This is a genomic window from Isoptericola sp. BMS4 (genome assembly GCF_011634835.1).
Lineage (GTDB): Bacteria > Actinomycetota > Actinomycetes > Actinomycetales > Cellulomonadaceae > Isoptericola.
The window spans coordinates 3,651,662-3,667,264 of record NZ_SIRP01000001.1 but is presented as its reverse complement, the minus strand read 5'-3'; the positions used below and the strand labels follow the sequence as shown (position 1 = coordinate 3,667,264).

18 protein-coding genes are annotated in these 15,603 nt (G+C 75.4%); 9 read left to right on the top strand and 9 right to left on the bottom strand.

Annotated features, from left to right (window positions below; genetic code table 11):
- Positions 1-98: 98 nt before the first annotated feature.
- Both EYB28_RS16505 and EYB28_RS16500 read right to left on the bottom strand, forming a co-directional pair.
- On the bottom strand, positions 99-974 hold the full coding sequence (locus tag EYB28_RS16505) for an ABC transporter permease subunit (RefSeq protein WP_166850069.1): 876 nt from the start codon (positions 972-974) through the stop codon (positions 99-101).
- Positions 971-1,963: an ABC transporter ATP-binding protein gene (locus EYB28_RS16500; RefSeq protein ID WP_166850066.1), complete on the bottom strand. Its 993-nt coding sequence runs from the start codon at positions 1,961-1,963 to the stop codon at positions 971-973. Before EYB28_RS16500 ends, EYB28_RS16505 begins: the two co-directional genes overlap by 4 nt.
- 222 nt (positions 1,964-2,185) lie before the next feature.
- On the opposite strand from EYB28_RS16500, the gene EYB28_RS16495 reads away from it, so the two are divergent.
- Positions 2,186-3,064 carry a Bax inhibitor-1/YccA family protein gene (locus EYB28_RS16495; RefSeq protein ID WP_166850064.1) on the top strand — a complete coding sequence of 293 codons (879 nt, stop codon included), beginning with the start codon at positions 2,186-2,188 and terminating at the stop codon, positions 3,062-3,064.
- Positions 3,065-3,101: 37 nt separating this feature from the next.
- Here the strand turns inward: EYB28_RS16495 and EYB28_RS16490 are convergent, their stop codons facing one another.
- From EYB28_RS16490 to EYB28_RS16480, 3 genes are read right to left on the bottom strand one after another with little or no spacing between them, the layout of a single operon-like run.
- Positions 3,102-3,803, bottom strand: coding sequence for a hypothetical protein (locus EYB28_RS16490; RefSeq protein ID WP_166850062.1), 702 nt, complete (start codon positions 3,801-3,803; stop codon positions 3,102-3,104).
- Positions 3,800-4,411, bottom strand: coding sequence for a TetR/AcrR family transcriptional regulator (locus tag EYB28_RS16485; protein ID WP_166850060.1), 612 nt, complete (start codon positions 4,409-4,411; stop codon positions 3,800-3,802). Before EYB28_RS16485 ends, EYB28_RS16490 begins: the two co-directional genes overlap by 4 nt.
- Complete coding sequence (locus EYB28_RS16480) at positions 4,404-5,258, bottom strand: alpha/beta fold hydrolase (RefSeq protein ID WP_166850058.1); 855 nt, start codon at positions 5,256-5,258, stop codon at positions 4,404-4,406. Before EYB28_RS16480 ends, EYB28_RS16485 begins: the two co-directional genes overlap by 8 nt.
- A 181-nt stretch (positions 5,259-5,439) precedes the next feature.
- Between EYB28_RS16480 and EYB28_RS16475 the strand changes: the two genes are divergently transcribed.
- The 3 genes from EYB28_RS16475 to EYB28_RS16465 all read left to right on the top strand — a co-directional run bounded on the left by EYB28_RS16475 (position 5,440) and on the right by EYB28_RS16465 (position 7,716).
- Complete coding sequence (locus EYB28_RS16475; protein ID WP_166850056.1) at positions 5,440-5,868, top strand: YciI family protein; 429 nt, start codon at positions 5,440-5,442, stop codon at positions 5,866-5,868.
- 70 nt (positions 5,869-5,938) lie between these two features.
- Entirely contained in the window at positions 5,939-6,361 is a 423-nt protein-coding gene (locus EYB28_RS16470) for a YciI family protein (protein WP_205710945.1), read from the top strand.
- 101 nt (positions 6,362-6,462) lie between these two features.
- Positions 6,463-7,716: an RNA polymerase sigma factor gene (locus EYB28_RS16465; RefSeq protein ID WP_205711056.1), complete on the top strand. Its 1,254-nt coding sequence runs from the start codon at positions 6,463-6,465 to the stop codon at positions 7,714-7,716.
- Positions 7,717-7,827: 111 nt separating this feature from the next.
- On the opposite strand, the gene EYB28_RS16460 is transcribed toward EYB28_RS16465, so the two are convergent.
- Positions 7,828-8,784: a DMT family transporter gene (locus EYB28_RS16460; RefSeq protein ID WP_166850055.1), complete on the bottom strand. Its 957-nt coding sequence runs from the start codon at positions 8,782-8,784 to the stop codon at positions 7,828-7,830.
- Between the two features lie 81 nt (positions 8,785-8,865).
- Between EYB28_RS16460 and EYB28_RS16455 the strand changes: the two genes are divergently transcribed.
- Positions 8,866-9,792: a LysR substrate-binding domain-containing protein gene (locus EYB28_RS16455; RefSeq protein ID WP_166850053.1), complete on the top strand. Its 927-nt coding sequence runs from the start codon at positions 8,866-8,868 to the stop codon at positions 9,790-9,792.
- A 65-nt stretch (positions 9,793-9,857) separates the two neighbouring features.
- Positions 9,858-10,259 carry an FKBP-type peptidyl-prolyl cis-trans isomerase gene (locus EYB28_RS16450; protein ID WP_166850051.1) on the top strand — a complete coding sequence of 134 codons (402 nt, stop codon included), beginning with the start codon at positions 9,858-9,860 and terminating at the stop codon, positions 10,257-10,259.
- Between the two features lie 75 nt (positions 10,260-10,334).
- Here EYB28_RS16450 and EYB28_RS16445 read toward each other — a convergent pair whose 3' ends face one another.
- Positions 10,335-11,612: a methyltransferase gene (locus EYB28_RS16445; RefSeq protein WP_166850049.1), complete on the bottom strand. Its 1,278-nt coding sequence runs from the start codon at positions 11,610-11,612 to the stop codon at positions 10,335-10,337.
- Positions 11,613-11,659: 47 nt separating this feature from the next.
- Here EYB28_RS16445 and EYB28_RS16440 point away from each other — a divergent pair, with 47 nt between their 5' ends.
- Positions 11,660-12,007 carry a SelT/SelW/SelH family protein gene (locus tag EYB28_RS16440; RefSeq protein WP_166850046.1) on the top strand — a complete coding sequence of 116 codons (348 nt, stop codon included), beginning with the start codon at positions 11,660-11,662 and terminating at the stop codon, positions 12,005-12,007.
- An 85-nt stretch (positions 12,008-12,092) separates the two neighbouring features.
- Here the strand turns inward: EYB28_RS16440 and EYB28_RS16435 are convergent, their stop codons facing one another.
- The gene (locus EYB28_RS16435) at positions 12,093-12,470 is read right to left on the bottom strand and encodes a DUF5997 family protein (protein WP_166850043.1); all 378 of its coding nucleotides are present in this window, start codon (positions 12,468-12,470) and stop codon (positions 12,093-12,095) included.
- Between the two features lie 53 nt (positions 12,471-12,523).
- Between EYB28_RS16435 and EYB28_RS16430 the strand changes: the two genes are divergently transcribed.
- Both EYB28_RS16430 and EYB28_RS16425 read left to right on the top strand, forming a co-directional pair.
- Positions 12,524-13,399 carry a LysR substrate-binding domain-containing protein gene (locus tag EYB28_RS16430; RefSeq protein WP_240930605.1) on the top strand — a complete coding sequence of 292 codons (876 nt, stop codon included), beginning with the start codon at positions 12,524-12,526 and terminating at the stop codon, positions 13,397-13,399.
- Between the two features lie 94 nt (positions 13,400-13,493).
- Positions 13,494-14,048, top strand: coding sequence for a putative immunity protein (locus EYB28_RS16425; RefSeq protein WP_166850040.1), 555 nt, complete (start codon positions 13,494-13,496; stop codon positions 14,046-14,048).
- Between the two features lie 7 nt (positions 14,049-14,055).
- Here the strand turns inward: EYB28_RS16425 and EYB28_RS16420 are convergent, their stop codons facing one another.
- Positions 14,056-15,579 carry an ATP-dependent DNA ligase gene (locus tag EYB28_RS16420; RefSeq protein WP_166850037.1) on the bottom strand — a complete coding sequence of 508 codons (1,524 nt, stop codon included), beginning with the start codon at positions 15,577-15,579 and terminating at the stop codon, positions 14,056-14,058.
- Positions 15,580-15,603: the final 24 nt, after the last annotated feature.

Below are 15,603 nucleotides of genomic sequence, written 5' to 3'. Positions count from 1 at the left end.
GCTGGGCCTGGCAGGAGGCCGCGAGGAACGAGCGGCCGAGCGGACCGGCCTCGCGACAAGCACCCCCGGCCCGCCCCTCCCAGGGCGGGCCGGAACGGTCAGGCGTCCCGGCGCTTCAACGTGACGGCCGCGGCGGCGAGGAGCGCCACGGTGTACCCGGCGAGGACGGCGTAGCCCGTCCAGGGCTCCAGCAGGTTGTCGGGCGTCGGGCCGGTGGCGATGACGCGTTCGCCGGCGACGCTGGGCAGCAGCTTGTTCACCCACTCGGCCCACGCGGCGTCGGTGGCGCCGACGACGATCGAGAAGATGATCGGCAGCACGAAGAACAGCGCCACGAGGGTGAAGATCGCCCCGGCCGAGTGGCGCAACAGCGTGCCGATCGCCAGCGCGAACGCGGCCACGGTGGCGAGGTAGAGCACGCACCCGCCGACCGAGCGCAGCTGCGTCGGGTCGGACAGGTCCACCGGCAGCCCCGCCGAGTCGAGGATCGGCATCGTCACGAGGTAGGCGATCCCGAGCGCGAGGGCGATGACCACCACCGTCGTGGCGACGATGACGAGCAGCTTGGCCCACAGGGTCGGCAGCCGGTGGGGCACCGCGGCGAACGTCGAGCGGATCATCCCCGTCGAGTACTCGTTGGTGACGATGAGCGCGCCGAGCACGGCGATCGCCAGCTGCCCGAACGAGTAGCCGAGCGTGATCACCGTGGTGCCCGTCATGCCCATGGCCTGCATGTCCGGGTCGGACGCCATGCCCTCCCGCATCTCGGGCGTGGAGGCGGCCATGTTCATCAGGGAGGCCATCATCAGCGCGAAGCCGATCATGACGACCGCGGTGATGACGGCCGTCCACACCGTGGAGCGCAGCGTGCGGAACTTGATCCACTCCGAGGCCAGGACGCGGGGGAAGCTGACCCGGCGCACCGTCACGGTGCTCGGCGCCGGGGCGGTGGTGGTGCCGGTGCCGGCGGTCATCGGGCGTCTCCCTGCTGTGCGGTCGGGTCCTGCGGGCCTGCGGCGGCCGGCGCCGGCCCGGTCTCGTGCGGGGCGGCGTCGGCGACGTCGCCCGCGTGGTACTCGACCGCGTCGGCGGTGAGCGCCATGTAGGCGTCCTCCAGCGTGGAGGCCACGGGCGTGAGCTCGTGCAGCACGAGGCCTCCTGCCGCGGCCGTCTCGCCCACGCGCGCCGCGTCGGAGCCCGCGATCTCGAGGGCGCCGTCGTCGGTCGGCGTCACCTCGGCGCCGTCGCGCCGCAGCGCCTCGGCGAGCTCGGTGGCCTGCGGTGACCGCACCCGGACGGTGCGGCGGGAGGCGCCGTCCACGAGGTCCTGGACCGGGGTGTCGGCGAGGATGCGGCCCCTGCCGATGACGATCACGTGGTCGGCGGTGAGCGCGACCTCGCTCATGAGGTGGCTGGACAGGAACACGGTGCGGCCCTGCGCGGCGAGGTGCTTCGCCAGGTTGCGCACCCACAGCACGCCCTCGGGATCGAGGCCGTTGACAGGTTCGTCGAGGATGAGGGTGCGCGGGTCGCCCAGGAGCGCGACGGCGATGCCGAGGCGCTGTCCCATGCCGAGGGAGAAGCCGCCCACGCGCTTGCGGGCGACGGCGGTGAGGCCGGTCAGCTCGATGACCTCGTCGACGCGCCGGTCGCCGATCCCGTGGGTGGTGGCGAGCGCCTGCAGGTGCTGGCGTGCCGTGCGCCCGGGGTGCACGGCCTTGGCCTCCAGCAGGGCGCCGACCTCGGCCAGCGGCCGCTCGTGGCGGGCGTACGGGCTGCCGTTCACGGTGACGTGCCCGGTGGTGGGCCGGTCCAGGCCCATGATCATGCGCATCGTGGTGGACTTGCCGGCGCCGTTGGGCCCGAGGAAGCCGGTCACGACGCCGGGCTGGACGACGAAGCTCACGTCGTCGACGGCGAGCTTGGGTCCGTAGCGTTTGCTCAGTGCGTGAGCCTCGATCATGCGTGTCCTCGGGGTCGACGGGGTGGGGCCGGCGGCGCGCTCTGCGCGTGCTCTCTCCGAGCCTAGGGAGGTCCGCACCACCCTGCCTGCTCGCCGTCGGCGGCGACGGGAACGTATCGCCGCGGTCGAGCGTTCACTAGCATGGATGCACGGCCAGCGACCCGGCACTGCGCGCGCGACGACCCGTCGTCGGCACCCGGCAGCCGCGACCAGGAGGAGTTCATGAGCAATCCCGTCTTCTCGAACAGCGACGTCTTCGGCGAGCCCCGCCGCACCGGCGCGCGCCGCGGCGGGACGGCCACCGCGCCGCAGCAGCCGCAGTACGGCCAGGCCGCCTACGGCGCCGGGACCGCGGGTGCGCAGGCGGCCGACGCGGCGTCGCTCGAGAACATGTACAGCGCGCCGTCCGCCACGACGGCGGACACCAAGCGCCTCACCTATGACGACGTGATCATGAAGACCGGCGGGCTGCTCGCGCTGCTCGTCGTGGTCGCGGCGGCGACGTGGCAGCTCGCTCCGGGCCTGTGGCCCGTCGGCATGATCGCGGGCCTGGTGCTCGGCCTGGTCAACGCGTTCAAGAAGCAGCCCAGCCCGGCACTCATCATCGCGTACACGGTCGCGGAGGGCGTGTTCCTCGGTGGCATCTCGATCGCGTTCGCCTCGATCGCGGTCGGCGACTCGAACACGGCGCTGTCCACGATCGTGCTCCAGGCGGTGGTCGCGACGATGGCGACGTTCGGCGCCGCGCTGTTCCTCTTCAAGTCCGGCAAGGTGCGCGTCACGCCGAAGTTCACCCGGTGGCTCATCGTCGCGATGGTCGGCTACCTGGCGTTCTCGCTCGTGAACGTGGTCCTCACCTGGACGGGCGTCCTGGAGGGCTGGGGCCTGCGCTCCGGCCCGATCGGCATCATCGTCGGCCTGGTCGCCGTCGGCCTCGCGGCCATGTCGCTGATCATGGACTTCGACTCCATCAAGCGCGGCGTCGAGCAGGGCGTCCCGGCCAAGTTCGCCTGGTCGGCGGCCTTCGGCCTGATCGTCACGCTGGTCTGGCTGTACCTGGAGATCCTGCGGATCATCGCGATCTTCAACAGCGGCGACTGACGCCGCGCCGCCACGGGCGGTCCCGCACGACGGCCGGTCACTCCTCGGGGTGGCCGGCCGTCGTCGTGCCCGGGGCCCCACCCGTGGCCCGCGTCGTCCGTCCTGCTGGGAGGCGCGCGGCGGCAGACGCCACGAGCACCAGGCCCAGGCAGGCCAGCAGCCCGTGGGCCACCCGCAGCCCCGGGCCGCCGAAGAACTGCGGCAGGTACAGCACCAGGCTCGCGGCGAGCGGGACGCCCGACCAGCGTGGGACGGTGCCGCCGCGCCACATCGCGACGGCGACGAGCACGCCGGAGGCCGCGACGAGGGCGAGCCCGACGCCGAAGAGCGCCAGGGCCGCGGGCTGGTCGCGCAGGGCGTCGACGTCGGCGAGCAGGCTCGGGTTGCCGGCGCGCAGCGACGCCCGGGCGATGGTGTGGATGCCGAAGGCTTCCGCGCCGTAGTAGAGGGTGCACAGCACCGTCCCGGCCCAGGCCGTGACCACGGCGGCGCCCGCGGCACGGGCCCCGGGCGCCGCGCGGCCGCCGAGGAGGGCGCGCAGCCCCAGGAAGGTCGGGGCCAGGAGCCAGAGCCCGGCGATCCCGCACAGGTGCGCCAGCACCCAGCGGTCCGAGGCGAACTCGGCGGCGAGCGCGAGGCTCGGGACGGACTCGTCGGGCCAGGGGCGCAGGACGGGGAACAGCAGCAGCGCGAACGCGGCGGCGACCGCACCGAGGGAGGTCCAGCGGGCGGCGGTCATGCCTTCTCCTTCGGGTGGGGGTGCGGGCCTGCGGCGTCGCCGAGGGACGCGATCCCGGCCGTGACCATGTCGAGCAGGGTCTCGAAGCTCCGGTCGACGTCCTGGGGCATGCGGAACCCGCCGCCGAGCTCCAGGGTGACGAAGCCGTGGATCGCGGAGCGGGCGGCGCGCACGGCGTCGACGAGACCGTCGTCGGGCAGGCCGAACGCCCGCAGGGCCGCGGCGGCGACCGCCACGCTCTCGGCGGCGGCCTCGCGGCGCTCGGCGTCCGCGGGGTCGTCCGGGTCGGGGCCGATCTGGGTGGCGGCGTACCGGCCGGGGTGTGCTAGGGCGTAGTCGCGCCAGGCTCGCCCGAGGGCGCGGACGGCGTCGGGGCCCGACCGGCCGACGGTCGCGGCGGAGGCGGCGGCGGTGAGCTCGCGGACCGCGACGGTGGCGACGGCGCGTCGCAGCGCGGCCAGCGAGCCCACGTGCTTGTACAGGCTCGGGGTGGCGACGCCCGCGCGTCCGGCGACCTTGGCGAGGGTGAGCGAGCCCGGCCCGTCGTCGTCGACGATCTGGAGCGCCAGGCCCACGACGGCGTCGGGGGAGAGGCCGGCCCTAGGCACGCTCGCCTCCCTCGGGGGACGGGGCGGGCAGACCCGCGAGGAACTCGAGGACGGACGGGGTCACGGCCTCGGGCGCCTGGTGCTGCGGGTAGTGGCCGACGCCGGGCACGAGCAGCCCCGCCCCGCCGAGGGCGTCCCGCATCCGGTCCAGCTCCGCGCCGGCGTCGTCGTAGTCGGGGTCGAGCTCGCCGCCGACGACGAGGGCGGGCGCCTGCACGCGGGGGACGAGAGGCTCGATCACGGTGTGGTCGAGCGCGACGGCGAGGTCGCGGAAGGAGCGGAGGCGGGCGGGGTCGGCCATGCTGCGCCGGATGTCCGCGACGTGCTGCGCGTGTCGGGCGGAGCGGCGGCCCTTGGCGAACATCGAGGTGTAGAGCCACGCCCAGGCCGCGGCGCCCCACGGGCGGGCGAAGAGCGCGCGGTACAGCAGGCGGTACGTGCGGGCCTGGGCGGGCGAGGCCGTCTCGCGCAGGTGCGGGGCCACCAGGACCAGGCCGCGCACCAGGTCGGGGCGCTCGGCGGCGGCCCACACGGCGGCCGACCCGCCCATCGAGCTGCCGACCAGCACCGCCGGCCCGGCGTCGAGGTGTTCCACGAGGGCGACGAGGTCGGTGCCCGTTGCGACGTCGCCGTGCGTGGTGAACGTGGTGTCGGAGTCGCCGTGGCCGCGCAGGTCGGTGACGACGACGCGGTAGCCGGCGTCCACGAGCGCGGGGGCGAGGTCGTCGTACGTGGAGCGCAGGTCGCCCATGCCGGGGACGGCGACGACGAGCGGGCCGGAGCCTGTGTCGGTGTAGGCGATCCGCCCCTCGGGACGTGTCAGCCGCTGGAGTTCTTGGGTTCTCATAGCCAGTAAGCTAATCCTATTAGCTTGGCTTGGCAAGTGATCCACGTCACCATGGCGAGCGGGAGCGGTGGCCGTCCGGAAAACTCGTGTCGACGCGATGTCGATCCGGCGTCGTCCCGTTCGACCTGGGAGTGAGAAGGGGCCCGAGCGGGGCTCCTGCCGAGCACGGGAGACGAGAACCATGGGCAAGTACATGCTGATCATGCGGGCCAGCGACGAGGCGCAGGCCGCCTTCGAGAGCTCCGGCATCGACTTCGACGAGCTGCTCGCCACGATGGGCCGCTTCAACGCCGAGATGATCGACGCCGGCGTGCTGGTGGCCGCCGAGGGGCTCGAGGAGCCGGAGAAGGGCGTCGTCGTCGACTACTCCGGTGACGAGCCGGTGGCCACCGACGGCCCGTACGGCGAGACCAAGGAGCTGTTCAACGGCTACTGGATCCTCGACGTCCCCTCGATCGACGACGCCGTCGCCTGGGCCAAGAAGGCGCCGCTGGCCGGGCCGGGCATGAAGTCCGAGATCCGCCGGATCCCGTCGATCGACGAGTTCCCGCAGGACAACGAGTGGGTGCGGCGCGAGCGCGAGTGGCGCGAGCGCACCGGCCAGCTCTGAGCACCACCACGACAGGCGCCAAGCACGACCGACCGGCACGACCGACGACGAACGAGAGGGTGCATCCACGATGCCGAAGTACATGCTGATCATGCGCGGGACCGACGAGGGGCAGGCGGAGTTCGAGGGGATGGACTTCACCGAGGTCATCGCCGCCATGGGCCGCTACAACGAGTCGATGATGAACGCGGGCGTCCTGGCCGCCGGTGAGGGGCTGTCCGACGCCTCCGAGGGCGCGGTCGTCGACTTCTCGAGCGACACCCCGGTCGTCACCGACGGCCCGTACGGGGAGACGAAGGAGCTGTTCAACGGCTTCTGGATCGTCGACGTCCCGACCAAGGACGACGCCATCGAGTGGGCCAAGCGCGCCCCGCTGAGCGGTCCCGGGACCAAGCTCGAGGTCCGCCGGGTCAACGGCCCGGAGGATTTCCCGCAGGACAACGAGTGGATCCAGAAGGAGCAGCAGTGGCGCGAGCAGCTCGGTACGGAGTGAGCGCCGGGCACGGTGCCGCCGCGGACCCCGCGTCCGACGGCGGCACCGCCGCGTCCGCGGGGCGCGGCCGGGAGGAGGACCCCGCCGCCGCGCGGCGGGCCGTGGAGGCGGTCTGGCGGATCGAGTCGTCCCGGATCGTCGGTGCGCTGGCCCGGTACACGAACGACTTCGCGCTCGCGGAGGACGTCGCCTCCGAGGCGCTCGCCGAGGCGCTCGTGGCGTGGCCGCGCGACGGCGAGCCGCGCGACCCGACGGCGTGGCTGCTGGCGACCGGCCGGCGTCGGGCCATCGACGCGTTCCGGCGCCGCTCCGGGCGGGACGATCGGTACGCCGCCCTGGCCCGCGACCTCGGCGAGGGCGACGCGACGTCGGGCGCCCCGCCGTCGGGCGGCGACGACGCGGACCTGCTGTGGGACCCGGACAAGATCGACGACGACCGGCTCGCGCTGATCTTCACCGCGTGCCACCCGGTGCTGTCCAAGGAGGCGCGCGTCGCGCTCACGCTCCGCGTCGTCGGCGGCCTGGGCAGCGAGGAGATCGCGCGGGCGTTCCTGGTGCCCACGCCGACGGTGCAGGCCCGGATCACCCGGGCCAAGAAGACGCTCGCCGCGGCGCGCGTGCCGTTCGAGGTGCCGCCGGCGAGCGACCGTGCCGAGCGGCTCGGCTCCGTGCTGAACGTGCTGTACGTGATCTTCACGGAGGGCTCCACGGCATCGGCCGGGGAGGACTGGATGCGCACCGACCTGGCGGACGAGGCGATCCGCCTGGCCCGCGTGCTGTGGCGCCTCGTGCCCGACGAGCCCGAGGCGGCGGGGCTGCTCGCGCTGATGGAGCTCACCGCGGCCCGGTTCGCCGCGCGCACGGGGCCCGACGGCACGCCGGTGCTGCTGGCCGACCAGGACCGCCGCCGCTGGGACGCCTCCGCCGTCCGGCGCGGCCGTGCGGCGCTCGCGCGGGCCGTCGCCGTCGGGCGCGGGCTCGGGCCGTACGGGCTGCAGGCGGCGATCGCGGAGCAGCACGACGTGGCCCGGTCCGTCGAGGACACCGACTGGGAGCGCATCGTGGTGCTCTACGAGGCGCTGGGCCGGGTGGCGCCGTCGCCCGTGGTGGAGCTGAACCGGGCGGTGGCCGTGTCGATGGCCTCCGGGCCATCGGCCGCGCTGCGGCTCGTCGACGACCTGGTCGCGCGGGAGGTGCTGTCGGGCACGTACCTGCTTCCGAGCGTGCGCGGGGAGCTGCTGGCACAGCTCGGCCGCGCCGACGAGGCACGCGCCGAGCTGGCGCTCGCCGCACGGCTGTGCGGCAACGCCCGCGAGCGCGGCGTCCTGGAGGCCAAGGCCGCCGCCCTGCGCTGAGTTGTCAGGGCCTCCGCGACGCATACCCCGCGCACGCCCTGACAACTCGCGTCGCGGCGCAAGGTGTCAGACCGTGCGCGAGGTATACGTCGCGCTCACCCTGACAACTCGTCAGTGGCGGCGCAGGGTGGCGACGACGACGCCGGCGAGCGCCAGCACACCGCCTGCCAGCGCGATCGGGGCGGGCACCTCGCCGAGCAGCCCCCACGACATCAGCACCACCAGAGCAGGGACGGCGTACGTCGCCGCCGCGGTGCGCCCCGCGCTCGCCCGCGTCAGCGCGTACCCCCAGGTGCTGAACGCGATCGCCGTGGGGAAGACGCCGAGGTAGACGATCCCGAGGACGGCCGACGGCGGCGCCGCGGCGACCTGGCGCACCAGGTCGCCCAGGAACGGCAGGGACGCGACGGTGCCGGCGGCGCAGCCCAGCCAGGTCATGGTGAGGGCGTCGACGCGCGGCAGCAGGCGCTTCTGCAGCGTGGCCGCCCCGGCGTACAGGACGGCGGACGCCAGGCCGAGCAGCACGCCGGCGGCGTCGACGCGGCCGGTCGTGGTGGCGGCGGCGATGACGACGACGCCGGCGAAGGCCACCGCGATGCCGAGCAGGAGCCGGCGGGGGAAGCCCTCGCCGAGCAGGACGCCAGCGAGCACCGCCACGAGCATCGGCGCGATGTTGACGAGCAGCGCGGTGGTCCCGGCGTCCAGGTGCTGCTCGGCCGCGTTGAGGGTGAGGTTGTACGCGCCGAACCACGCCACGCCCCACCCGAGGACGAGGGCCAGGAGTCGCCCGCGCGGCAGCCGTCCCGGACGGGTGGGCGCCCCGGCACCGGTGCCCCGGGCGGCGCGCCGCCGGGCCCGCGTCACGACGACCATCGCGGTGAGTGCCAGGGTCCCGACGGCGACGCGCCCCAGCGCCAGCGCACCCGGGTCGACGTCGTGGCCCACGGCCCGGACCCCGACGAACGCCGACGCCCACAGCACGACGGTCACGGCCATGGCGGCGGCGGTGAGCCCGCCGGCGCGGGCGGTGGCGGGTGGTGGTACGGGGCGGGTCGCGGTCGTGGTCATGGGACGATCGTCGTCCGCAGGAATCTTCAGCACCAGTCCTGATCTCTACCGCACCGTTCAGCCTCGCTGTACGGTGGATGGATGCTGGACGTCCATCGCCTGCGCATCTTCCGGTCCGTCGTCGCGAGCGGGTCCGTCGCCGCGGCCGCCGCCAACCTCGGGTACACGCCGTCGGCCGTCAGCCAGCACGTCACCGCGCTGCAGCGCGAGACGGGCCTGGCGTTGCTGGAACGCTCGGGCCGTGGCGTGCGGCCCACCGCCGCGGGCCTGGAGCTCGCCGCCCAGGCCGACAGCGTCCTCGCCCGGCTGGGGGAGGCGGAGTCCGTGGTCGCGGACCTGCGCGCCGGGCGCACGGGCCGCCTGTCCCTGGCCTACTTCGCGTCCGTCGGGGCCGCCTGGCTGCCGCAGGTCGTGGACCGGCTCACCCGCGAGCACCCCGGAGTCCGGCTCGACCTCGAGCTGCGCGAGACGATCCCGGACGTCGCGGACGACCGCGCCGACGTGCAGGTCGTCGTGGCTCAGGCGACCTTCGACCCCGGCACCGGGTTCCGTGCCCACCACCTGCTCGACGACCCGTACGTCGTCGTGCTGCCCGCCGGGCACCCGCTCGCGGCGCGGGACGAGATCGAGCTCGCCGAGCTGGTCGGTGAGCGGTGGGTGGACAACGACTTCGCGCGCGGGTGGTGCCGGCGCAACCTGCTGGAAGCGTGCACGGCCGCCGGGTTCAGCCCGTCGTTCCACGTGGAGGCGCACGACTACCCGACCGCGATCGCGATGGTGCGCGCCGGGGTCGGCATCACCGTGCTCCCGTCGCTGGGTGCCGTCCACCTCCCGCCGGGCACGGTCGCCGTCCCGGTGGTGCGTCCCGTGCCCCTCCGGTCCATCCACGCCGTCGTGCGCGACGCCGCCGCGACGACGCCGCCCGCCCGCACCGCCCTCGCGGCCCTGCGGGACGTCGTGGCCGGCGCGAGCGCGGAGGCACGGACCGGCGGAGCCGTGCCCGCGTAGGCTGGACCGCGCCCCGCCGTCAGGCCCCGGCCGGCGGCACCCCGCACGACAGAAGAGGTACCTCCGTGTCCACCCTCCCCACCGCCTCGGGCGGCTACGGCGACAAGCCCGTCATCACGTTCCCCGAGGGCGACGCCCCGGCCGGCCTGCAGGTGCAGGTCCTCGCCGAGGGCTCCGGCCCGGTCGTCGACGCCGGCCGCACCATCGTCGTCAACTACCTGGGCCAGACCTGGGGCGGCGACGTGTTCGACAACTCCTGGGACCGCGGTCAGACGATCGACTTCCCGATCGGCGTGGGCGCCGTCATCGGCGGCTGGGACAAGGGCCTCGTGGGCCGTAACGTCGGCGACCGCGTGCTGCTGTCCATCCCGGCCGAGCACGGCTACGGCCAGCGCGGCGTGCCCCAGGCCGGCATCCCCGGCGGCGCGACCCTCGTGTTCGTCGTGGACGTCGTCGACGTCCGCTGACGTCCCGCGCACCGCGACAGGCGGTCGCGCCCGCCACGCCGTGCGGGCGCGACCGCCTGCTGCGTCTCCGGAGCCTCAGCGTCGACGGGACCGGGTGACTGTGAACTTCGGGCTCTGGGCGATGTGCACGGTCGGTCCGACGGCGCGGGTCAGCGCCTCCCGGTAGTGCAGGGCGGTGTTGAAGACGCACCACAGCTCGCCGCCCTGGCGCAGCGCGCGCCCCGCCGCGGCGAACATCCGGCGCGCGGCGTCCGTCCGCACGGCGGCGCGGTCGTGGAACGGCGGGTTGAGCAGGATCAGGTCGACGCTCGCGGGAGGCAGGTCCTCGCCGGCGTCGTCGCGCAGCACGACGACGCGCTCGCCCGCCCCGTTCGCCTCGGCCGTCGCGCGCGTCGAGGCGACCGCGGACGCCGACCGGTCCACGCCCGTCACCCGGGCGTCCGGGTACCGGAGCGCGAGCGTGGTGGCGAGCAGGCCGGTGCCGCTGCCGAGGTCCAGCGCCTCGCGCACGCGGTCCGCGGCGGGCCACCTGTCCGCCGTCGTGAGCAGGAATCGGGTGCCCAGGTCCAGCGCCGGGCCGGCGAACGTGCCGCCGTGCGCGACGACGGTGAGGCCGTCGGGCGCCGTGCCGTCCCTGGGGGTCGCGGCCGCGAGCAGCTCGGCGTCGCGCAGGACCGCGCGCGCGGGGAACGACGGGGCGGCGTCCCGCGCCTCGGGCCGCACGCCCGACGCGACAAGCACCCGCGACTTCTGCCGCGCCAGTGTGGCCCGCACGTCGGCGAACGACGCGGCCAGCACCTCGTTCATCGTACGCGTCATGTGCTTGACCCGGCCGCCCGCCAGCACGGTGACGTCGTCCGCGGCGTACCGGGCGACCGCCTCCGCGATCTCGGTGAGCTCCGCCAGCGACGGCGGCAGCTGCAGCAGGACGACGCGGGCGCCGGCCAGGAGGTGCTCGTCGACGTCGTCGCGCATGGTGATCCCGAGCTGTTCCCGGTCGCCTCGCGCGAGGTCCAGACGGTCGGCGTCGGCCAGCTGGTGCTCGATCGCGGCCTCGGCCGTCACGGCGTCGGTGTGGGTGCGCACGTCGGGTGCCCCGAGCGCGAGCACCCCGAGCGTCAGCGCGCCGAACCGGTCGCCGAGGACGACGACGTCGCCGGGGCCCGCCGTCGCGAGCAGGGGAGCGGCCTCGTCGAGGAGCAGCCGGTCGGTGGCGTCGACGGCGACGGGACCGTCCGGGCGCGAACCGTCCTCCGGCCACGGGACGAGCGCGCCCAGCACGGCGTCGAGACGTTCGCGGAGGTCGGCGGGGACGGGGACACGGTCGGGGCCGGGCTCGGGGGCGTGGTGCACCCGACCAGTGTCCCCGACGTTCCCCTGGGCAGCCCTACGCTGTCGCCATGACGCAGGCCACGGACCCCGAGAGCACCGCCCCCGGCGAGGGCGCGCCGTCGACCGCTCGCGTGGCGATCACCTACTGCACGCAGTGCCGGTGGCTCATGCGCGCCGCGTGGGTGGCGCAGGAGCTGCTCACCACGTTCCGCACCCGGGTGGGCGAGGTCGCGCTCGTCCCCGGGACCGGGGGAGTGTTCCGCGTGGAGCTCGACCCCGGCGACGGGCGCCCGGGCGTGCTGCTGTGGGACCGGGCGCGCGGCGGCGGGTTCCCCGAGATCCCGCCGCTGAAGAAGGCGGTGCGCGACGCTGTCGCCCCCGAGATGTCCCTGGGGCACACGGACCGCGCGACGTAGTGCTGTCGTCAGGTCGGCACTCCGTCCCCGGGTCGGCACACATGTCTGCCGACCCGGGGACGGAGTGCCGACCCGAGGCCGGAGGTCAGCGGGACTCGCGGGACCGCAGCCGGTCCTCCTCCGCGCGCACCTTGGCGGCCGTCTCGCGCTCGCGGACCAGCCACGCGGGCGGATCCTCGCGCAGCTCGTCGATCTCCTCGGTGGTCAGCGGGTCGGTGATGCCGCCGCGGGCGAGCCCGGCGATCGAGATCCCGAGCCGGCCGGCGATGACGGGGCGCGGGTGCGGGCCGTGGCGGCGCAGGTCGGCGAGCCACTGCGGCGGGTTCTTCTCGAGCTCCTCGAGCTCCGCGCGCGTCGTGCCGTGCTCCTGGAACTCCGGCGGCGTGGCGGGCAGGTACACCCCGAGCTTCTTCGCCGCGTTCGTCGGCTTGAGGACCTGCTGGGAGAAGGGGGTTCCGGCCATGGGCACCAGGGTAGTCGCGGCGGCGGCGCCGGGGCGCACCGTAGCCTTGTGGCGTGAATGACGATCCCGTGGCCGACGCCCCGGACGGCGGAACCGCCGGGTTCCGGCTCGGCTACGTGCCGGGCGCTACTCCCGGCAAGTGGGCGCGCACCTGGCGCGCGCGCCTCGCCGACGTCCCCCTGGAGCTGGTCCAGGTGCCCGCCGCCGATGCCGCGGCCGCGTTGGCCGGACGCCGGGTGGACGCCGCGGTCCTGCGGCTGCCCGTGGACGCCGACGTGCTGCACGCCATCCCCCTGTACGCCGAGCTGCCGGTGGTCGTCGTCTCGCGCGACCACCTGCTCGCCGCGACCGACGAGGACGAGACCGTCACCGCCGACGCCCTCGCCGACGACGTCGTCTGGCTGGCCCGCGACGACGTCCTCTACGCGGGCGGCGCGCCCCTCCCGGGTCGCGCGCCCCAGCCGTACGACGACGGCGCCGGTGGCCTGGTGACCCCGGAGCCGCCCGCCACGACGGCGGACGCGATCGCGTGGGTCGCGACGGGCACCGGCGCCACCGTGGTCCCCATGTCGCTGGCGCGGCTGCACCACCGCAAGGACGCGACCTTCCGTGTGCTGGACGGCGGCCCCGAGGCGCCGGTCGGTCTCGCCTGGCTGCGGGACGGCCTGCCGGACGACGTCGCCGAGCTCGTCGAGGAGATGATCGGGATCGTGCGGGGCCGCACGGTCAACAGCTCCCGGGGGCGCGGTGGTCGCGACGCGGAGGGCACGGGATCGTCCCAGGCGGGGTCGGCGAAGGCAGAGTCGGCGAAGGGGCCGAAGGGCGCCTCGTCGCGGCAGGCGCCGTCGAAGGAGCCGCGGCGTGGGGGCCGGCCCCCGGCGCCGCGCCGCGGGCAGCGGCCGTCAGGCCGGCGCCGCGGCCGCCGCTGACCCCCGACAGTGTTGTGGGCGTGATCTTGGCGCATTCCCGCGTCGGGAATGCGCCAAGATCACGCCCACAACGTCCTGGGAGAGGGAGGCGAGCATGACGGAGGGAACGACCGGGGAGATCGCGCTGGACCTGACGGAGCTCCGCGCCGTCGCGGGGTACGCGGTAGCGTGCGCCACCCCCGCGCTGGGGCTCTTCGGGCGCGACCGGCCGGACGACCCGCGTCCGCGTGCCGCCGTCGAGGCCGCGCAGCGGTTCGCCGACGGCGCCCCGCGGACCACGGCGATCAGGGACGCCGCGTGGGCTGCGCAGCGGGCCGCGGGCGAGGCCCGCGACGCGGGGCGCGCAGCGGCGGGCGAGGCCGCCCGGGCGGCGCTGGCGGCGGCCGGTGCCGCGTTCCTGCACCCGTTGGCGAAGGCCACCCAGGTCAAGCATGTCCTCGGGGCGGCCGCGCACGCGGCCCGGGCGTTCGAGCTGGACGCGGGCGGCGATCCCGCCGTCGCCGCGGTCCACCTGGAGCGGGCCCGGCTCCTCGCCGGCCCCGTGGTGGTGGACGTCCTGTCGCGCTACCCGTCCGCGCCCGCGGGTGGTGGGCGGCCCGGCGCCCTGGTGCGCGAGCTCGACGCCGCCCTGCGCGCGGGTCACTCCTGAGGGGACGTCACCGCAGCGCCCGCACGGTGCCCACGGTGTCGGCCTCGTCGGCGGTCTTGTCGTGGCGGTAGCGCACTACGCGGGCGAACCGCAGCGCCATCCCGCCGGGGTAGCGCGTGGAGCGCTGGACGCCGTCGAACGCGACCTCGACGACCTGCTCGGGGCGGACCGTGACGACGTACCCGTCGGTGGGGCCCTCGGCGAGGTCGAGGAAGCGTTCCGTCTGCCACGCGAGCGTCGCGTCGGTCATGCCCTTGAACGTCTTGCCGAGCATGACGAACCCGCCGGTCTCCGGGTCGCGGGCACCCAGGTGGATGTTCGACAGCCAGCCCCGGCGGCGGCCGGAGCCCCACTCGACGGCGAGCACCACCAGGTCGAGGGTGTGGCGCGGCTTGACCTTCACCCAGCCCGCGCCGCGGCGCCCGGCGGCGTACGGGGCGTCGAGGTCCTTGAGCACCAGCCCCTCGTTCCCGCCCGCGACGGTAGCGGCGAAGAACGCCTGCACCTCGTCCGGGTCGGCGGACACCAGCCGCGGCACGACGGCGTCGGCGGGCACGACGGCGTCCAGCGCGGCGAGCCGGTCGCGGGCGGGCGCGTCGACGAGGTCGGTGCCGTCGTGGTGCAGCAGGTCGAAGAACCGCACGCTCAGGGGCAGGGTGGTGCCGAGGGCGTCGGTGTCGTGGCTGCCGGTGCGCGACGCGGTCTCCTGGAAGGGGCGCGGGCGGCCGGCGTCGTCGAGCGCGATCGCCTCGCCGTCGAGCACCACGGCCGTCACGTCGAGGGACCGCGCGAGCTCGACCACCTCACCGAGGCGCTCGGTGACGTCGTCGAGCGACCGGGTGAACACGGCGACGTCGTCGCCGCGGCGGTGCACCTGCACCCGGACGCCGTCGAGCTTGGTGTCGGCGGCGACCTCGCCGTCGAACCGCTCCAGCGCGGTCGCGACGTCGGGAGCCGACGCCGCGAGCATGGGGCGCACGGGCCGGCCGGGCTCCAGGCGGAAGGACTCGAGGGCAGAGGCCCCGCCGTCGAGCGCCGCGCGGGCGATCGGCCCCGACGGGCCGGAGAACATCGCGGCGCGGCGGACGGCCGCCGCAGGCACCTCGGCGGCGTCGGCCACGGCGTCCAGCAGCAGCGAGTCGAGGGCGCCCTGGCGCAGCTGCCCCAGGATGAGGCGGCGCACGAAGTCCTGCTCCTCGCCCGTGGCGCGGCCGAACAGCTCGTCGACGGCGGCGGCGCGGGCGGCCTGCGAGCCCGCCCCGGCGAGCGCGGCGACCCGCGTCAGGGCGGCGTCGACGTCGCCGGGCGTCAGGGTGGGCTCCTCGGCGGGCGGCGGCAGCTCGGCGAGGGTGCGCCAGCCGAGCCCGGTGCGCCGCTGGCGCGGCCGCCCGGAGAGGAACGCGGCGACGACCTCCACCTCGTCGCCGTCCGACGCCGCCCGCAGCGCTCCCGCGAGCAGCTCGCGCTTGCGCAGCCGCGAGCGCGTCGCGGCGACGGCGGCGTGCGTGGTGACGACCTCGGCGAGGAGCACGGTCCGATCGTCGCACCCCGGACC